We start from the raw sequence: 17780 nt of genomic DNA on the forward strand, positions 1-17780 counted from the left end.
GGCGCTCCGCGCCACGACATATCCGACATTTCGTATATGCGCGGATCGAGGAGCGGTGGGCTGAAGCAGCGGGCCGGAGCGGCGAGTCGAGGCGCCGGATCGATGGCGAGGCGAAGGGCCGGGTCGAGGGCGGAGCCGGGGCGGCGGATCGGTGGCGAGCCGGAGCGGCCGGTCGAGAGCGGGCCGAAGCGACGGGCCGGCAGCGAGGCGAAGCGGCGGGGCTGAGGTCGGAGCCGAAGCGGCGGATCGAGGACGTCGCCCCCGCCCGCCCCGCCGACGGCGAGCCGTAGCGACCGTCCGGCAACCGGCGGCGAACCCCGAGCGCTCCGCCCGGCCCCGACCCTGGTTGCTGCACCCGACGACCGACCGCGTAAGGAGCCCGCTTCGATGACGGCCGCCCTCGCCGACCAGGCCCGCCTCGACCTGCCCGCGCACTGGCCCGCCGCGCTCGGCCCGCAGGCCCTCGCCGCGATCGACGCGCCGACCCCGCTGCTGGCGGTGGACCTGTCGACGGTCGCCGCCCGCTACACCGCGTTCACCGCGGCCATCCCGGGCGTGAGCACCTTCTACGCGATGAAGTGCAACTCCGCCGAGGACGTGCTGGGCACCCTGGCCGCGCTCGGCTCCAGCTTCGAGGTCGCCTCCGTCGGCGAGCTGCGCATGCTCCAGGAGATCGGCATCGACCCCGCCGAGGTGCTCTACAGCAACCCGATCAAGCCCCCGCACGCGATCGCCGAGGCCCGCCGCGCCGGGCTGTGGCGGTTCAGTTTCGACTCCGAGGGCGAGCTGCACAAGCTCGCCCAGCACGCGCCCGGCGCCGCCGTGTACATCCGGCTGCGCGTCGACGACTCGACCAGCCTCTTCCCGCTCTCGCGTAAGTTCGGCGCCGAGGCCCACGAGGCCCGCGCGCTCATGCTGCTGGCCCGGGAGCTGGGTCTGCGGCCGTACGGCATCACCTTCCACGTCGGCTCCCAGTGCGGCACCACGAGCGCGTGGCGCCAGGCGATCGCCGCCGCCGGGCGCCTCATGGCCGCGCTGGAGCAGGACGGCGTCCACCTGGAGATGCTCGATCTCGGCGGCGGCTTCCCGTCCCGCTACGTCGAGCGCGTCCCGCCCCTGGACCAGATCGCCGGCACGATCAACGCGGCGCTCGGGGAGCTGCTGCCCTACCGCCCGGCCCTGCTCGCCGCCGAGCCCGGCCGGCACCTGGTCGCCGAGAGCGCCGTCATGGTCACCACGGTCCTGGGCCACGAGGTGCGGGCGGGGGAGAACTGGCTGTACGTCGACGTCGGCGCCTACAACGGCATGATGGAGACCCAGCAGACCGTGCAGCAGTGGCGCTTCCCGCTGTGGACGTCGCGCGCCGACCACGCGCTGGTGCCGCACCTGCCCTTCACGGTGACCGGCCCGTCGTGCGACAGCTCCGACACCATGTTCCACGGCGTGAACCTCCCCTCGACGATCGAGGTCGGCGACCGCCTGTACATCGGCTCCGCGGGCGCCTACACGCTGAGCTACGCGAGCCACTTCAACGGCTTCGCCCCGCCGGAGCCCGTCTTCGTCGGCGGCCCGGCCGCGACGAACGAGCCGGTCCAGCGCACCCCGCACCCGGCCCAGCCCGCGCACCCGGCCCAGCCCGCGCACCCGGCCCAGCCCGCGCACCCGGCCCAGCCCGCGCACCCGGCCCAGCCCGCGCACCCGGGCCTCGCGCAGATCGGCCGCGCCCGCACCACCGCCGCCACCGAGGCCCCGGCGGGCCCGAACTGATGGCCGCGACCGATGCGGCCGCCCCGCACCGGTCGCGCCATCGCGCCGAGCTGACGGGCGGCCGGCGCCGCGCCGGGCGGCTGCGCGAGCTGCTCGTCTCCGGCGTGGTCGACTCGTTCGGCCTGTCGCTGGGCTGGACCCTGTTCAACCTCATCGCGACCGAGCGCGGCGGCCTCGCCATGGCCGCCCTGTTCAACTCGGCGATGCTGCTCGGCGTCGTGCTGTCGGCCCCGATCACCGGCTGGCTGGCCCGGCACCTGCACGGCCGCACGCTGCTGCTGCTCGCCGGCTGCACCGAGGCCGTCCTGCGCATCGGCCTGCTCGCCGCGCTGCTCAAGGGCGCGAACCCGGCGCTCGTCGCGGTGGGCGTGACGGTGATGCACGTAGCCGCGTTCGCGGGCTTCGCCGCGATGCGCGCCGAGGTCGCGGCCGTCGACGCGCGGCCCCGGGCGATGACCCGCTACGCCCTGTCGATCGCCGCGGTCGAGGCGGCCGGGGCGGGTGTCGCCGCGCTGCTGCCGATGCACCGGTGGTCGCTGGCCGCGGTCTTCGTGGTGTACGGCCTCAGCCTCCTGCCGACGATGCTCACCGCCCGCCGCGCGCGCACCGCCCGGCTGGTCCGCCCGCCGGCCCCGGCCGCCTACGCGACCCGGGTCGAGCGGCGCCGCGCCGAGACCGAGGCCCGCGGCGTGCGCATCCCGCTGCCGGTCCTCGCGGCCGGCGGCGGCGTCATGCTGCTGTCCGCGGGCCCGACCCTGCTGTCGGTGGCCCTGGCGACCGAGCTGCACGGCCAGCACGCGGTCGCCGGCGCCGCGGCCGCGTTCAGCGCCGGCTGCCTGCTGTCGTCGTGGGCCGTGGACCGCGTCGGCCGCCTGCGCCTGCCCGCGGCCGTGGTCTGGCCCTTGTGGGGCGTCGGGATGCTGATCGGCTGGCTGCTCGCCCCGGCCCACCTGACCGGCCTGTTCCTGGCCCAGTTCCTGTCCGGCCTGAGCATGACCGCGTTCGAGGGCGGCATGGACGCGCGCCTGGCCCAGGCCGCCCGCCCCGGCACGGTGACGACGGTCCTGGCCTGGAGCGCCTCGACACGGGCCCTGGGCAGCGCGATCGCGGTGCGGACCCTGCCGGCCCTGATCGCGGCCCCGGCCGTGGGGACGGTCGCCGGCGCGGCGGCAGCGGTGCTGTCCCTGGTCTCCCTCGGCGCGCTGGCCCGCTCACGCGCCCGGGCGCGGGTCGCGGCGGCCCGGGGGTAGGCGGAGTCGAGCTCGGGAGCGGCTCGCGGCGGCAGGGGGCTAGGCGGAGTCGAGGGGGTCGGCGAAGAGGGGCTCGAAGGCCAGCTCGGCCGCGCCGATCAGGGCCGCGTCCTGGCCCAGCTGCGGCGTGCGCAGGCGGACGTGCTCCCGGCACGCCGGCAGGCCGTTGCGGTTCAGGCGCGAGCGCACCTGCGCGGCCGAGGCCAGGTACACCTCGCGCAGGGTGCCGCCGAAGATGACCATCTCCGGGTTGAAGATGTTCACCAGGTTCGCCACGCCGAAGCCCAGCCAGTCGCCGACCTGGCGCATGGCCGCCTGCGCGGTGTTGTCGCCGCGTGAGGCCGCGTCGACCACTGCCAGGATTCCCTCGCGCCCCGCCGTCGCGCTGCGCCCGGCCGCCGAGAGCAGGGCGTGCTCGCCGATCTCGGTCTCCCAGCAGCCGCGGGAGCCGCAGCTGCACGCCTTGCCGTTGGGGTTCACGACCATGTGGCCGACCTCGCCGCCGTAGCCGCCGTGGCCGGTCACCGGGCGCCCGGCCGCGATGATGCCGCCGCCGATGCCCGCGTCGCCGTAGAGGTACACGAGGTTGTCGCAGCCCGCCGCCGCGCCGCGGGTGTGCTCGGCCAGGGCGGCCAGGTCGGCGTTGTTGCGCACGGCGACCGCGCGGCCGTCGCCGACCAGGTCGCGCAGGGCCTCGCCGAGGGGCTGGTCGGCCCAGCCGAGCTGCGGGCCGAGCCGGACGAAACCGTCGTCGCGGCGCACCATGGCCGAGACCGCCGCGCCGCTGCCGATGAGCCGGGCGCCGGCCGGGGCGGTGAGCCGCATCTTGCGCACGAAGTCGGCGATGGGGGCGACGGCCGTGGCGGCGTCGTGCTCGCCGCGCGGGCGGGCGGCCTCGAAGCGGTCCAGGACGGAGCCGCCGAGGCCGACGCGGGCGGCGACGATGCGGTCGACCTCGACGGCGAAGGCGAAGACGTACACCTTCTCGGACTCCGGCCGCACCACGAGCGACGGGCGGCCGGCCCGGCCGCGCTGCTCCCGCGGTACCCCTTCACTGACGAGACCCGCGGCCGCGAGGTCCGCGGTCAGTGCGCCGATCGTGCTGCGGTTGAGGCCCAGGCTCGCCGTGAGGTCGGCGCGGGACATCGCGCCGTGGAGGTGCACGGAGCGCAGGAGCGCTCCGAGGTTGCTCCGCCGGATCTCCTCCTGGCTGGGGCCAACGCGCATGCTCGGCTTTCTTCGGTCGGGGTCGCGATATGCAGACTAGTGGCCGATTGACGGCGCCCGGTCAGCGCAGTCCCGCCGCGGCCGCACGCCGGCGGGTGACCGCGTCGATGCCGGCGGCGAGCAGCAGCACGACACCGGTGACGACGTACTTCGTGCCGGGGCTGAACTCCATGAGGCCCATCCCGTTCTCGATGACCGCCACGACCGCCCCGCCGAGCACCGCGTTGAGCACCCGCCCCTTGCCGCCGAAGAGGCTCGTGCCGCCGATGACCGCGGCGCCGACGGCGTAGAGCAGCACGTTGCTGCCGCCGGTGTTCGGGTTGACCGAGGCGTCGCGGGACGCGGCCACGATCCCGCCGACGGCGGCCATCGTCGAGCAGATCACGAACACGGCGATGCGGATCGCGTCGACGTGGATGCCGGCCCGCCGCGACGCCTCCCGGTTGCCGCCGACGGCGTACACGTGCCGGCCGAACGCGGTGCGGTTCAGCACGAACGTGCACAGCCACAGCAGCAGCCCCAGGATCGCCACCACCATCGGCACGCCCCGCTGGGAGATGGCGTCGTTCTTCGAGCGCTCCAGGTTCAGCGTCCACACCGCGGCGCCGAGCAGGACGGCCACGGTCATGACCCGCAGCGCGATCACCGAGCGGGGGTCGGCGGCGAGCCCGTGACGGACGCGGCTGTACCGCCGCCAGAGGTGCAGCGCGAGCGTCCCCGCGATGGTGACGCCGTAGAGCACCCAGCCCTGCAGCGGCGTGAACCGCCCGTCGAAGTTGATCTTCTTGATCGTCGGGTCGTCGACGGCGACGATCGTGCCGCCCTTCATGAGCAGCAGCACGGCGCCCTGGAAGGCCAGGAACGCGGCCAGGGTCACCACGAACGACGGGATGCCCAGCTTGGCCACGAGCAGCCCGATCACCAGCCCGATCGCCGCGCCGGTCGCGATCGCGCCGAGCACCGCGACGTACCACGGCAGCCCGAAGTTCGTGAGCAGCACCGCGAGCACCGAGGCGCACACCCCGGAGGCGAACCCGGCGGACAGGTCGATCTCGCCCAGCAGGAGCACGAAGACGAGCCCCATCGCGATGACGGTGACCGCGGCGCCCTGGTGCAGCAGGTTCGCGAGGTTCCCGGCGGTCACGAACTCGGGCCGGGCCACGGAGAAGGCCACGACGAGCGTCAGCAGCCCGAGCACCGCCGGCAGCGCACCCATGTTCCCGCCCCGCACCCGCGCGAGGTAGTCGCGGGTGTAGGCGCCGAGCCCGGACGACGGGTGCTCGCCGGAGCGCTCCTGGGCGTCGAGCATCGACACGCTCATACCGTCGCTCCTTGCCCGCGCAGGCCCAGCTCGCCGCTGCGGCCGGTGGTGATGAGCTCGACGACCTGGGAGTGGGTGACGTCGGTGGCCCGGACCTGGGCCGCCATCTGCCCCAGGTAGAGCGCCGCGATCCGGTCGGCGACCGCGAACACGTCGTTCATGTTGTGCGAGATGAGCACGACCGCGAGGCCGTTGTCGGCCAGCCGGCGCACGAGCTCGAGGACCTGGGCGGTCTGCGCCACGCCGAGGGCCGCGTTGGGCTCGTCGAGGATGACGATCCGGTTGTTCCACAGCACGGCCTTGGCGATGGCGACCGTCTGGCGCTGCCCGCCGGAGAGGCTGGACACCGGCTGGCGGACCGACGCCACCGTGCGCACCGACAGGCTCGCGAGCGTCTCGGCGGCCCGCTGCTCCATGGTGATGTCGTCCAGCACGAGGCCGCGGCGGATCTCCCGGCCGAGGAACATGTTCTGCACGATGTCGAGGTTGTCGCACAGGGCCAGGTCCTGGTACACGATCTCGACCCCGAGCGCGGCGGCGTCACGGGGGCCGTGCACCGAGACCGGGCGGCCCTCGTACAGGTACTCCCCGGCGTCGATCGAGTAGATCCCGCCGACGCACTTGACCAGCGTCGACTTGCCGGCGCCGTTGTCACCGACGAGGGCGGTGACCTGCCCGGCGTACACCTGGAAATCCACGTCACGCAGCACCTGGACGGGTCCGAAGCTCTTGCTGAGCCCCCGGATCTCCAGCAGGGGTGTTTCGGCCACAGTGCTCCCTAAAACGGTGCTCCCCAGGTGAGACCGGTACCTTACTTGATACCCGCTGCCGCGCATTTCGCGGCGAAGTCCGGCGTACACACGTCCGCCGCCGGCACGTAGCCGTCGTCGATCACGTCCCGGACGTTGTCCCTGGTGATCGCCTTGGGCTCGAGCAGGATCGCGTCGACGTCACGCTTGCCGACCCGGTCGTACACCTTCGTCGTGGTGACACCCGTCTCACCCTTGGCCAGCGCGATCGCCAGCTTCGCGGCCGCCGCCGCCTCCCGGCGCACGTCCTTGTAGACCGTCATGCACTGGTCGCCGTTGAGGATGTTCTGCAGCCCCTGCGCGGTGGCGTCCTGCCCGGTGACCGGGATGTGGCCGTTGAGGCCCTGCTTCTTGAGCACGTTGATGGCGGCGTTGGCCACGCCGTCGTTGGCCGCGATGACCCCGCCGATGTTCGGCTGGGCGGTCATCATCTGCTCGAACGTGGTCCCGGCGCGGGTGTTGTCCCACTCCTCGATCCACTGGTCGGGGCCCTTGAGGTATTCGCCCGAGGCAAACTTCGGCGCGAGGACGGCGTCGTAGCCGTCCTTGAACAGCGTCGAGTTGTTGTCGGTCTGGGAGCCGTTGAGCTCGGCGATGACCGGGCGGGTGGCCTTGGCCTCCTCGAGGCAGCGGACGAGCCCCTGGCCCTGCAGGGTGCCGACGGCGGTGTTGTCGAACGACACGTAGTACCGCGCCGACCCGCCCAGCGTCATCCGGTCGTAGTCGATCGTGGCCACGCCAGCGTTGCGAGCCTTGTCCAGCACGGCCTTGCCGGTGCCGGAGTCCAGGTTCACGATCATGAGCACGTCGACGCCCTGGGTCATCATCTGCTCGGCCAGGGTGGTGAAGGCGCTCTTGTCGTTCTGCGCGTTCTGGATCTCGTAGTCGACGCCGGCGGCCTTGAACGCGGCGGCCAGGTACTTGCGGTCGGCGGTCTCCCACCGAGCCGAGGACTTGCTGTCGGGCAGGATGACCCCGATGCGCGGCCTGTCGGCCTTCCCGCCGCTGCCGGACACGTTGGCGGTGCAGGCGGCCGTCCCGCTCACGGCCAGGGCGCCGGCGGCCAGCAGGGACAGGATCCCTCTGCGCATTGCTCGGGTCCTTTCGGCTGATTGGTGTGTCGGGCAACGTATGGCGTGCCGTTCACCGTGACCAGTCGCGGCCCGTAACAATTGCGCAATACATTGTGCGCTACCCGGCCGCCAGGGCGTGCACCGCTCCCGCCCGGGTGCCGAAATACAGTGAACCCTTCCAGACCGCGGGCGTCGACTCGATACACCCGCCGATCTTGGACTCCCACAGGGGCTTGGGCTCCGCGTGCGTGCCGGACACGTCGTAGGCGTGCATGACGCCGGTGCAGTCGCCGATGAACAGCGTATCGTCCACGACCACGGGCGACTGCCAGGTCTCCCCGCCGGGCAGGTGGATCCGCCACCGCACCGCGCCGGTGGCCCGGTCCAGGCCGAGCACGTCGCCGCCGGCCGTGTCGTAGATCGCGATGTCGCGGTAGAGCGCGGGCGTGCCCCAGATGCCGCCGGGGCGCTTCTCGGTGTCCTTGACCGCCCAGACGACCGGGTCGGCGGGCTTGCCCGGGTCGAGCTTGAGCATCTGCCCGATCTCCTTGCTGCGGGCATTGCCCTTCTCGTACTCCGAGCCGACGTAGAGGAACCCGTCGGCGTCCACGACGATCGACGCGTCGGTGTCGTCGCCGGTCCAGAAGCGGAAGGTGCGGGTCGGCTCCCGGCCCGTCTTCAGCCCGGACAGGTCCCAGCCCTGCACGAGGCCGCCGGAGTTGGCGAAGTACACCGTGTCGCGGTAGACGGCCACGGAGTTCTCGATGGACACGTTGTTGTCGCCGGCGTCCTTGAGCTCCTGCTCGTCCCAGCCGGGCGTGTGCCACACGAGCTGCGGCGCGACGGTCACCTTGCCGTCGGGGCCGTACCCGCGGTTGAGCTTCACGACGTGGAACTGGCTGTTCTCCCCGCCCTCGAGCAGGTAGTCGTCGATGATGAGCCCGGCGCCGTCCCAGTCGTCGTTCCACAGCGTCGGCTTCACCGCGTCGGCGGCGAGCTTCCACAGCTCGGTCGGCGTGCCGCGGTCGGTGGCGATGACCCGGTAGAAGCCGTCGCGGGAGCCGGAGTAGACCAGCGGGTAGCCGTCGGGGTCGACGGTGACGCTGCCCTTGATGATGTCGCCGGTCTTGAAGTCGGGCAGGATGCGCTCGCCGGTGGCCGCGTCGAGGAAGTGGATGCTGCGGTCGTAGGCGCCGAACACCACCCAGGTCCGGCCGTCGCGCTCGAACACGGCGGGCTGGCCGGTCCAGCCGGTGCCGCACCACTCGCGGGTCTCGCCCTTGTCCGACGACATCGCGCACAGGCCGCCGCTCTTGGGGAACTGCCAGCGCTGGGCCGGGGTCGTGCGGGGCACCGGCCCCTGGCCGTAGTAGGTGCGGGTCGGGTTGCCGCGGAAGGTCAGCAGGCCCGGGACCTTGGTGCCCTGCGGCAGGCCGACCAGTGCCGGGTCGGACCAGCCGGTGAACGGCGGCGGGGCGGGCGAGGCGGACGGCGACGGCGGGGCGGACGCGCCCGCGGTGGTCTCGGTGCCGGGCTCGGGGCGCGTCTCGGCCCGGCGCAGCGCCCACGCGGTGGTCGCGACGCCGCCGACGATCAGCACCAGCATGCCGGCGATCAACAGCCGGAACACGCCCATCCGCTGTTCCATGCCGACAGTATGGTGCGGGTGATCAGCGCGCGCCGCAATGTGACGTGAAACGGATTTGCGGCGCGGCTCAGGCCTTCTCGAAGTGCTGGTAGTCGGTGCCGGAGCGCCAGGCGCCGCCCCAGGCGAACCCCTCGGCCCGGAACGCCTGCACGGTCGCGTCCCCGGCCACGATCATGCCCGGCCGCACGTTGCCCCGGTCCAGGAACGCCTTCCCGGCGGGCGGCATGATCTTGCCCTTCGGCAGGTACGGGTTCTCGACGGTGTTGACGTCGATCGCGCGGCCGTAGGCGTGGTTGGACCAGTGGCTGGTGCCGGGCACGTTGCGGCAGTTGAAGCCCGAGGTGTTGTCGGCCGCCATGGACTCGTCGTCGGATCCGCCGTACCGGTCGATGAGGTTCATGCTGCGGATCGGGAACCCGTTGGCCCGCAGCCGCTGGAACACGCGCAGGGCCGCGTCGGCGACGGCCTTGTGCACGACGATCTGCCCGGCCTGCGGATGCCCGTCGAAGTCCACATAGGACACATGTACGAGCCGCAGGTCGTCGAGGCCGACGGGGCACCCGGGCCGCCAGGAGACCCCGGTCATCGCCTGGCGCAGCGCGGCCGGAAGCGGTTCGACGAAGTCCTCCGGTGCCGCGGATTTCGCGGGTGTACCGCCCGTGCTGGGCGACACCGCGACCGTCGCGCTCGGCGCCGCGGCGGAGGCCGGGGCGGCGTCGGGCGGGGCGGAGCATCCGGCGGCGACGGCCACGAGGCAGGCCGCAGCCAGCCATCGCCCGCCGCGGCGTGTCGCCGGATTTGTCCGGAACCTTGCGCCCATGCGGTAGATACTATGGTCGTGCCGGTTCGCCAGCTCCGACGCCGCGCGCGGGTCATCCTCGCGATGTGCCTGCCGCTGCTGCTGACGGCGGGCTGTGGCACCGCCGCGGGCGAGGTCGCCGCGCCCGCGTCCGGCCTGGCCACCCCGCAGCCCGGCCGCCCCGCGTCCGCCGGTGCGGCCCCCGCCGTCGCGGAGTCGGCGGCCCCGCCGACCGCCGTGCCGCCGCCCGCCGGTGCCCCGGGCACGACGGGCGCCCCGGCACCCACCACGGCCGCGGCGCACCCGACCACCGCCGGCCCCGCCCGCACCCGCGGCCGCGAGGACGACCCGGCCAACGACGCCGCGCGGCTGCGGACGCTGCCCGCGAACACCACCCAGGTCGTCATCGTGCAGTCGCAGAGCCCGTCGGCCACGACGGCGACCCTGCAGGCGTACACGAAGTCCGGCGGCGCCTGGCGCTCCACGTTCGGCCCGGTCCCGGCCCGCCTCGGCGGCAAGGGGTTCAGCGACGGCAAGCGCGAGGGCGACCGCACGACCCCGGCGGGCGTCTTCGCCGTCGACGCGACCATGTACGGCATCGCCGCGAACCCCGGCGTGCGGTACGCCTACCACCAGCTCGTCGCCGACGACTGGTGGAACGAGAACAGCGACTCGCCCGGCTACAACACGTTCAGCCACGGCCCGAACCCGGGCGGGCCGAGCGAGGCGCTGTGGCAGACGAGCCCGCAGTACACGTACTTCGCGGTGATCCGGTACAACATGCCGGCGACCCCGGGGCGCGGCAGCGGCATCTTCCTGCACCAGTCCAACGGCAACAGCACGCTCGGCTGCGTGAGCCTGCCCCAGGGCGACCTGCTGGCGGTGCTGCGCTGGCTCGACCCCGCGGCGAACCCGCGCATCGTGATGGCCCCGACCGCCTGGCTCGGCCGCTACTGACCCGGCACCGCCTCATCCTAGCGTCCTAGGATGCCATGGCGAGCGTGGCTGAAGCCACGCCATTTCTTGGCCGCTACGCGGCAGGGTCCACCGCTGCCGCCAGGTCTCTGGTCAGCTGCGGCCGCCCGAGGACGTCGGTGCAGTCGACGTACTGGTCGATCGCGCCGATCCGCGGGCCGGCGAGGGCCTCGGCGAACCGGTCGGCGGCGATGACGGGGTACGGGCGGTCGTAGTAGAGGCGGCGGGTCGCCTCGACCTCGGGCGCCAGGGCGAGGCGGTTCTGCCAGGCGCCGGCGAGCTCGTAGGCGTCGCAGAGGGCGTCCTGCCGCGGCCCGGCCTCCCGCGCGTCGACGGCCCGGGCCAGGGCGGCGGCGATGGGGGCGATGCCGTCGAGGGCGTGGAAGGCGGTGCCGAGCCATTTGCTGTACGGCGGGTAGCGGCGGGCCAGCAGCAGACACAGGCGCATGACGTCACGAGCCAGGCGGGCGGCGACGATCCGGCTGCCGAGGTCGTCGCCCTGCTCGGCGGTGCGCCCGACGAAGGCCTCCTCCTGGGCGATGCGGGTCCACTGGGCGGCCAGGAGGCGCCTCCACAGGTGCTCGGGGTACCAGGCGAGGTTGGCGCGCAGGGCGGTGAGCTGGCCGGTGTCGTCGTGGTAGACGGCGCCGGCGGTCGCCTCGGCGAGCAGTTGGGTGGGGGTGGCGAGCCAGCCGGCGTCGGTGAGGGGGTGGCGGGCGTCGGCGCCGAGGTGCTGGCGGGACCAGGTGGCGACGTCGGTGATGTCGACGCGGTGGTGGACGGGTCCGGTGGTGGGGGTCATGACGCGGACCCGTTCGCCGGGCGGTTCGAAGCTGGTGGGCCAGCCGTGGATGTCCTTGGGGAGCCGGGCGCTGAGGGTGGTGGCGAGGTCGGCGGCGTCGACGCGTCCGAGGTCGACGAAGAGCTGGAGTCGCGGGCCCCAGTCGTGGTCGGTGGAGCGCTCGGTGTCGAGGCCGAGGACCTCGGAGCCGGGGCCGATGCGGGCGGCGGCGTGCGGGATGCCGCCGAGGAGTGGGCGGACGCCGTGCTCGTAGAAGGCGCGGCACAGCTGGAGGCCGGGGATGAAGGCGGGCGGCACGAGGGGCCACGGTATGGGGATTCGGCTGCCCGTTCAACGCAAAAACGCAGGGCCGCCCCGGTGCCGGGACGGCCCTGCGTTCGCGTCGGTCAGCGTTTGAGGCCGTGCTCGATGGCCTCGATGATGCGGGGGCGCAGCTCCGCGGCGCTGATGATGGCGTCGACCGAGCCGACCTCGACGGCCCGCTGGATGCTGTGGACGCGGTCGAACTCGGCGGCGACGGCGCCGAGGTGTTCGGCGCGGACGGTGGCCTGGACCTCGGCGAGGCGGGCGTTGAGCGCGGCGCGTTCGGCGCCGGTGGCCGCGGCGACCTGGGCCTGCAGGCCGGTGACGCGGGGGTCGTTGCTGGTGCGGTTGGAGACGTCGCCGGCGAAGACGACGGCGGCGGCGGGGGCGCCGCCGAGGACGGAGGCGAAGGAGCCCTCGAGGGCGAGGACGGTCATGTTGGGGTTGAGGGCCTTGGAGAAGACGACGAAGGCGCCGCCGTGGTAGCGGGAGATGACGCAGAAGACGATCGGGCCGTCGAAGTTGACGATGGCGCGGCCGATTTCGGCGCCGTACTCGAGCTGGAGCTTCCGCATCGACTCGGGTGACCCGTCGAAGCCGGACAGGTTCGCGAGGACGACCAGGGGCCGGTTGCCGGAGGCGGCGTTGATCGCGCGGGCGACCTTCTTCGACGAGCGGGGGAAGAGGGTGCCGGCGGTGTAGGTGTCGGGGCCGTCGGTGGGCGGGAAGCCGGTGCGGGGCACGGAGCGGGACTCGATGCCGACGAGGCAGACGGGCCAGCCGCCGAGGCGGGCGTCCTGGACGACGGCGGTGTCGGCGTCGGCCATGCCGGCCCAGCGCTCCAGGGCCGGGTGGTCCTGGTCGGTGACGGCCCGCATGACGGTGCGGATGTCGAAGGCCTTCTTGCGGTCGGGGTTGTGGGCGGCGGAGAAGATCTGCCCGACGGTGGTGAAGTCGCTGCCGGCGACGGCGTGCGGGAACGGGGAGACGTCCCGGTCGGCGGGGTCGGAGGTGGGGGCGCGGCGCGGGCCGGGCTCGCCGGGGACGATGTAGGTGTGGTCGTAGTGGGCCATGAGGACGTCGCGGGCGCCGGCGAGGGTCGGGGCCCAGTACTGGGCCTGGCCGTTGGGGCCCATGATGCGGTCGTAGCCGCCGATGCCGTAGTTGTCCTCGGCGGAGACGCCGCCGGAGAAGTCCAGGGCCTGCTTGCCGGTGAGGACCATGGCCGAGTCGGGGGTCATGACGAGGATGCCCTTGGTGTGCATGAGCATGGTCGCCTCGGCGTTCCAGTAGGGCTGGGCGCCGACGTTGATGCCGGTGACGACGATGTTGATCTCGCCGCCGGCCTGGGTGAAGGTGACGATCCGCTTGAGCGCGGCGGCGACCCAGTCCATGTTCTCGGTGCCGGAGGACATGGAGATGCGGGCGCCGGCGGACAGGGCGAACCACTCGAGCGGGGCCTGGAGGCGTTCGGCGAGGTCGAGGGCGGCGATGACGCGGCTGCACTCGGGTTCGGAGAGGGCGCCGAGGGCCTTGGTGGGGTCGCCGAGCAGGACGACGCGGGTGACGCCTTCGGGGTGGCGGGGGGTCGGGGTGGTGACGACGCCGGCGATGATGGCGGCGCTGTTGCGGCCCTTGGGGCGCTGGACGGGGACGAGGACGCCGGCGGTGTCGAGGTCGTGCTCGGTGAACGTGCCGCCGGGGCCGGCGAGGAGGCCGGTGAGCTCGTAGGGGTACACGTTGCCGCGGCGGGCGGCGCGGAGGACCTTCTGCCGGTAGTCGTCGAGGGGCTGGAGCGGTTCCGTGGACGGTTTGTCGACGGAGAGGCTGGCGCCGTGGCCGGGGTCGAGGGTGATGCGGACGGCGACCTCGGACAGTTCGCCGGCGGCGTTGCGCTGGCGGGCGAGGAACTGGACCTCTTCGAGTCCGGCTCCGGCGGTGGTGGGCAGGAGCCGCTGGACGAGGGTTTCGATCTCGTCCTGGGTGAGCTCGGTGGCGGGCCAGACGTACATCATGATCCGGTTGGTGTCGAACCGCTTGTTCTGGGGCCGCTGGGCCTGGATGTTGCGGATCGCGTCGAGGCAGCCGGTGGTGATGTCCTCCAGCGCGGGGAGGGCGACGAGGCGGCCGTCGGCTTCGCGCAGCGGGGTGAGGTCGCGGACCTGGCCCATGGCGATGAGGCGCTCGTCGGCGGGGTTGGTCTTGGCGACGGCTTTGAACAGGTAGATCTCCTCGTCGGCGGAGGGCAGCCGGGTGAGGTCGAACTCGCGGAGCCGGTAGAGCTGGAGGCGGTTGGCGATCTGGGGGTGCAGGCCGCGGATGAGGCGGTCCTCGGCGAAGGTGCCGCCGTCGGGGCGGAACGTGAAGTGGTGGTGCATGACGGCGCCGGTGGTGCCGGCGACGGTGATGGTGATGCGCCGTACGCCGTGTGGCTGGGGGTGCTGGGTGAGCAGTCCGGCGAGGTTGTCGCCGATGGTGGTGGCGTCGGGCTGGTCCTCCCAGGCGACGTAGAGGTCGGCGACGAGGCCGGGGGCGTCGCCGGCGAGGGCGGCGACGGTGTCGAGGGCGGCGGGGAGGGTGCCGATGTCGACGGCGGTGGTGACGACGCGGGTGTGGGTGCCGGTGCGGCCGGTGTGCTCGGCGGTGACGAACCGGCCGCCGGTGGTGTCGAGGCTGGTGACGTTCGACAGGCCGCGGTTGCCGTAGTAGCGGCGGGTGAGGACCTCGAGGAGGGGGGCGTGGTCGCGGCCGGGGCGGCCGATGCGCTGGCCGATGAGCCGGACGAGGGGTTCGGCGGAGGCGACCATGCTCTGGATGCGCTCGGCGCGGTCGGGGGCGTCGGGGTTGCGGTCGAGGTAGCGCAGGTCGGAGCGGACGTTGACGTAGACCTCGGCGCGGTTGCGGCGCAGGAGGGGCTGGGCGAACCAGCGGAAGACGATGCCGCGGGCGAGGTCGGAGACGGCCGGGAAGCGGACCTGGGTGGCCTCGATGAGGTGTTCGAGGGTGAGGCCGGCGCGCTCGGCGAGGGCTTCGGCGGGCTGGGGGCCGGCGAGCCACTGGCGGAGCAGTTCGGAGACGACGGCGACGTCGGTGGCGGTGCGCTGCTGGGCGAGGAAGATGCGGAAGACGGCGGCCTCGAGCTCGGCAGTGCGGTCGAGGGTGTCGACGCCGTAGTGGGCGAGGACCTTGGTGAGGCGGGCCTGGAACGCGGCGGGGACGCCGGCGCGGTCGACGTCGAGGCTGCCGAGGTAGCGGTGGAAGTACTCGCGGGGGGAGTGCACGGCGCTGTTGGGTTCGCCGCCGAGTTCGCCGCCGGGGGTGTTGCGGGTGAGTTCGGCGAGGTCGGCGAAGACGGTGATGAGCTCGACCTCGCCGGGCAGGGGCCGGTCGCCGGCTTCGGCGCGGGCGGTGAGGTAGTGGGTGAGGGTGCGGCCGCGGTCGTGGGGGTCGGTGTCGAAGCCGAGCAGGAGGGCGCGGAGGTCCTGCAGGCCGCGTTCGACGCGTTCGGCGGCGGTGGTGGCGGTGTCCTCGGGGGGCAGGTCGATGTCGACGGCTTCGGCGGCGGGGCTGTCGGTGGCCGTGTCGTCGGCGTCGTCGGCGAGGGGTTCGAGGCGCATGAGGGGGGCGCCGGTCTCGACCTGGCTGCCGACGGTGACGGGCAGTTCGCGGACGCGGGCGCGGAAGGGGGCGCGCAGGGCGGTCTCCATCTTCATGCTCTCGAGCACGAGGATGGGGGCGCCGGCTTCGACCTCGTCGCCGACGGCGAGGGGGGTGGCGACGACGAGGGCGGGTGCGGGTGAGCGCACGACGCCGCCTTCGTCGCGGCTGATGCGGTGGGTGACGCCGTCGACCTCGACGAGGTGGATGGGGCCGTGGGTGGCGGAGACGAGGCGGAAGCGGCGGCCGTTGACGGTGATCTGGCCGCGGTGGGTGTCGAAGCGTTCGATTTCGACGTCGGCGGGGTGGGGGTCGCCGCCGGCGGCGATGCCGACGCGGTAGCGGGTGGGGCCGACGCGGGCGACGGCGACGCGGTAGCCGACGCCGCGGAGTTTGAGGTCGAGGGGGCGGCCGGATTCGTGCTGGACCTGGGGGCGGCCGCCGTGGGCGGTGGTGAGGAGCCGGCCGCGGGAGATCCGCTCCTCGTCCTGGTAGGCCTCGATGGCGGCGGCGGCCAGGGCGATGGCGGAGTGGCGGTGGTTGACGAGGCGGCCTTCGGCGCGGACGCGGTCGATCCAGCCGGTGTCGGCGGTGGCGTCGATGACTTCGGGCTGGTTGAGCAGGTCGATGACGAAGCTCTTGTTGGTGGCGCCGCCGTCGATGATGACGGTGGTCTCGGCCATGGCGCGGCGGAGGCGGCCGAGGGCTTCGTCGCGGTCCCGGCCGTAGGCGATGATCTTGGCGATCATGGAGTCGAAGTCCGACGGGATGCTGTCGCCCTCGCCGACGCCGCTGTCGACGCGGATGCCGGGGCCGGCGGGCAGGACGAGGCGGGAGATGCGGCCGGGGGCGGGGGCGAAGTCGCGGTCGGGGTCCTCGGCGTTGAGGCGGGCCTCGACGGCGTGGCCGAGCTCGGCGGGGCGCTCGCCGTCGAGCTTGCCGCCGGAGGCGACGTGGATCTGCAGTTTGACGAGGTCGGTGCCGGTGGTGATCTCGGTGATCGGGTGTTCGACCTGCAGGCGGGTGTTGACCTCGAGGAACGCGAAGATCTTGTCGACGGGGTGGTAGAGGAACTCGACGGTGCCGGCGCCGCGGTAGCCGACGGCGAGGGCGAGGCGTTCGGCGGCGCCCTTGAGCTCGGCGGTCTGTTCGGGGCCGAGGACCGGCGACGCGGACTCCTCGATGATCTTCTGGTTGCGGCGCTGGACGGAGCAGTCGCGCACGCCGAGGGCCCAGGCGGTGCCCTGGCCGTCGGCGATGACCTGGACTTCGACGTGGCGGGCGCCGGTGACGAGGCGTTCGAGGAAGACGACGCCGGAGCCGAACGCGCGCAGGGCCTCGGCGCTGGTGCGCTCGTAGGCGTCGGCGAGCTCGTCGCCGCTTTCGACCTTGCGGATGCCGCGGCCGCCGCCGCCGGCGGTGGCCTTGAGCATGAGGGGGTAGCCGATCTGCTCGCCGGCGCGCAGGGCGTCGTCGAGGGTGGCGACCTCGCCGCGGCTCCAGGGGGCGACGGGGACGCCGACCTCTTCGGCGATGAGCTTGGCGCCGATCTTGTCGCCGAGTTTGCGCATGGCGTCGGCGCTGGGGCCGATGAAGGTGACGCCGATGCGGTCGCAGAGCTCGGCGAAGGCGGGGTCTTCGGCGACGAAGCCCCAGCCGACCCAGGCGGCGTCGGCTTCGGTGTCGCGCAGGGCGCGTTCGAGCAGGGCGTGGTTGAGGTAGGGGCGGGCGGCGGCGGGGCCGAGGGGGTAGGCGAGGTCGGCCTCGCGGACGAAGGTCGCGGTGCGGTCGACGTCGGTGTAGAGGGCGACCGTCTCGATCCGTGTGCCCGTTTCCGCGGACAGGTCACGCACGGCGTGGATGAGCCGCATGGCGGCCTCTCCGCGGTTGACGATGGCGATACGACTGAACACCGGTTGAGCCTCCTGATTTCCCCGCTATGTCCCGCGACGATCTACACCCTGCTTGATTACTGCCGAGTACACCAATGCGGCTGTCTCGCATCCTAGGCCTCTGTCGTTGTGGGGTTCCTACAACGTTTATTGCCGGGTAGGCCTGGATTATTCCTAGCATCCTAGGACGCCTTAGCCAGCGTGCCTGACGGCACGCAAGAACCTGAAAGGATCGGCGCTACGCGCCGACCTGCTTG

General features: G+C 73.2%; 11 protein-coding genes. 3 read left to right on the plus strand and 8 right to left on the minus strand.

Going from position 1 to position 17780, the window contains the following annotated elements:
• Positions 1-387: 387 nt before the first annotated feature.
• Together ABT369_RS33770 and ABT369_RS33775 are read left to right on the plus strand one after the other, a co-directional pair.
• Positions 388-1767 carry a type III PLP-dependent enzyme gene (locus tag ABT369_RS33770; RefSeq protein WP_350618067.1) on the plus strand — a complete coding sequence of 460 codons (1380 nt, stop codon included), beginning with the start codon at positions 388-390 and terminating at the stop codon, positions 1765-1767.
• On the plus strand, positions 1767-3017 hold the full coding sequence (locus ABT369_RS33775; protein WP_350618069.1) for an MFS transporter: 1251 nt from the start codon (positions 1767-1769) through the stop codon (positions 3015-3017). Before ABT369_RS33770 ends, ABT369_RS33775 begins: the two co-directional genes overlap by 1 nt.
• A gap of 39 nt (positions 3018-3056) precedes the next feature.
• On the opposite strand, the gene ABT369_RS33780 is transcribed toward ABT369_RS33775, so the two are convergent.
• The 6 genes from ABT369_RS33780 to ABT369_RS33805 all read right to left on the minus strand — a co-directional run bounded on the left by ABT369_RS33780 (position 3057) and on the right by ABT369_RS33805 (position 9915).
• On the minus strand, positions 3057-4244 hold the full coding sequence (locus ABT369_RS33780; RefSeq protein ID WP_350618071.1) for an ROK family protein: 1188 nt from the start codon (positions 4242-4244) through the stop codon (positions 3057-3059).
• A gap of 61 nt (positions 4245-4305) precedes the next feature.
• Positions 4306-5565 carry a sugar ABC transporter permease gene (locus tag ABT369_RS33785; protein ID WP_350618073.1) on the minus strand — a complete coding sequence of 420 codons (1260 nt, stop codon included), beginning with the start codon at positions 5563-5565 and terminating at the stop codon, positions 4306-4308.
• Entirely contained in the window at positions 5562-6335 is a 774-nt protein-coding gene (locus tag ABT369_RS33790) for an ATP-binding cassette domain-containing protein (RefSeq protein ID WP_350618074.1), read from the minus strand. The genes ABT369_RS33785 and ABT369_RS33790 overlap by 4 nt, the downstream gene beginning before the upstream one ends.
• Before the next feature lie 41 nt (positions 6336-6376).
• Positions 6377-7465 carry a sugar ABC transporter substrate-binding protein gene (locus ABT369_RS33795; RefSeq protein ID WP_350618076.1) on the minus strand — a complete coding sequence of 363 codons (1089 nt, stop codon included), beginning with the start codon at positions 7463-7465 and terminating at the stop codon, positions 6377-6379.
• A gap of 100 nt (positions 7466-7565) precedes the next feature.
• Positions 7566-9095 (minus strand): outer membrane protein assembly factor BamB family protein, encoded by a 1530-nt coding sequence (locus tag ABT369_RS33800; RefSeq protein WP_350618078.1) that lies wholly within the window; start codon positions 9093-9095, stop codon positions 7566-7568.
• Between the two features lie 67 nt (positions 9096-9162).
• A complete protein-coding gene (locus ABT369_RS33805; RefSeq protein WP_350618080.1) occupies positions 9163-9915 on the minus strand; it encodes a M15 family metallopeptidase in 753 nt (250 codons plus the stop codon).
• A gap of 18 nt (positions 9916-9933) precedes the next feature.
• Between ABT369_RS33805 and ABT369_RS33810 the strand changes: the two genes are divergently transcribed.
• Positions 9934-10851, plus strand: coding sequence for a L,D-transpeptidase family protein (locus ABT369_RS33810; protein ID WP_350618082.1), 918 nt, complete (start codon positions 9934-9936; stop codon positions 10849-10851).
• A 73-nt stretch (positions 10852-10924) separates the two neighbouring features.
• Here the strand turns inward: ABT369_RS33810 and ABT369_RS33815 are convergent, their stop codons facing one another.
• Both ABT369_RS33815 and ABT369_RS33820 read right to left on the minus strand, forming a co-directional pair.
• Complete coding sequence (locus ABT369_RS33815; RefSeq protein WP_350618084.1) at positions 10925-11968, minus strand: DUF4037 domain-containing protein; 1044 nt, start codon at positions 11966-11968, stop codon at positions 10925-10927.
• Between the two features lie 89 nt (positions 11969-12057).
• Positions 12058-17544 carry an ATP-binding protein gene (locus ABT369_RS33820; RefSeq protein ID WP_350618086.1) on the minus strand — a complete coding sequence of 1829 codons (5487 nt, stop codon included), beginning with the start codon at positions 17542-17544 and terminating at the stop codon, positions 12058-12060.
• Positions 17545-17780 lie beyond the last annotated feature (236 nt).

This window comes from Dactylosporangium sp. NPDC000244 (assembly GCF_040300725.1).
GTDB lineage: Bacteria > Actinomycetota > Actinomycetes > Mycobacteriales > Micromonosporaceae > Dactylosporangium.

Bases quoted from the DNA above. Each gene is read 5' to 3' on its own strand.
- ABT369_RS33780 (WP_350618071.1), bottom strand. From the start codon at position 4,244: ATGCGCGTTGGCCCCAGCCAGGAGGAGATCCGGCGGAGCAACCTCGGA.
- ABT369_RS33775 (WP_350618069.1), top strand. From the start codon at position 1,767: ATGGCCGCGACCGATGCGGCCGCCCCGCACCGGTCGCGCCATCGCGCC.
- ABT369_RS33805 (WP_350618080.1), bottom strand. From the start codon at position 9,915: ATGGGCGCAAGGTTCCGGACAAATCCGGCGACACGCCGCGGCGGGCGA.
- ABT369_RS33800 (WP_350618078.1), bottom strand. From the start codon at position 9,095: ATGGAACAGCGGATGGGCGTGTTCCGGCTGTTGATCGCCGGCATGCTG.
- ABT369_RS33785 (WP_350618073.1), bottom strand. From the start codon at position 5,565: ATGAGCGTGTCGATGCTCGACGCCCAGGAGCGCTCCGGCGAGCACCCG.
- ABT369_RS33770 (WP_350618067.1), top strand. From the start codon at position 388: ATGACGGCCGCCCTCGCCGACCAGGCCCGCCTCGACCTGCCCGCGCAC.
- ABT369_RS33795 (WP_350618076.1), bottom strand. From the start codon at position 7,465: ATGCGCAGAGGGATCCTGTCCCTGCTGGCCGCCGGCGCCCTGGCCGTG.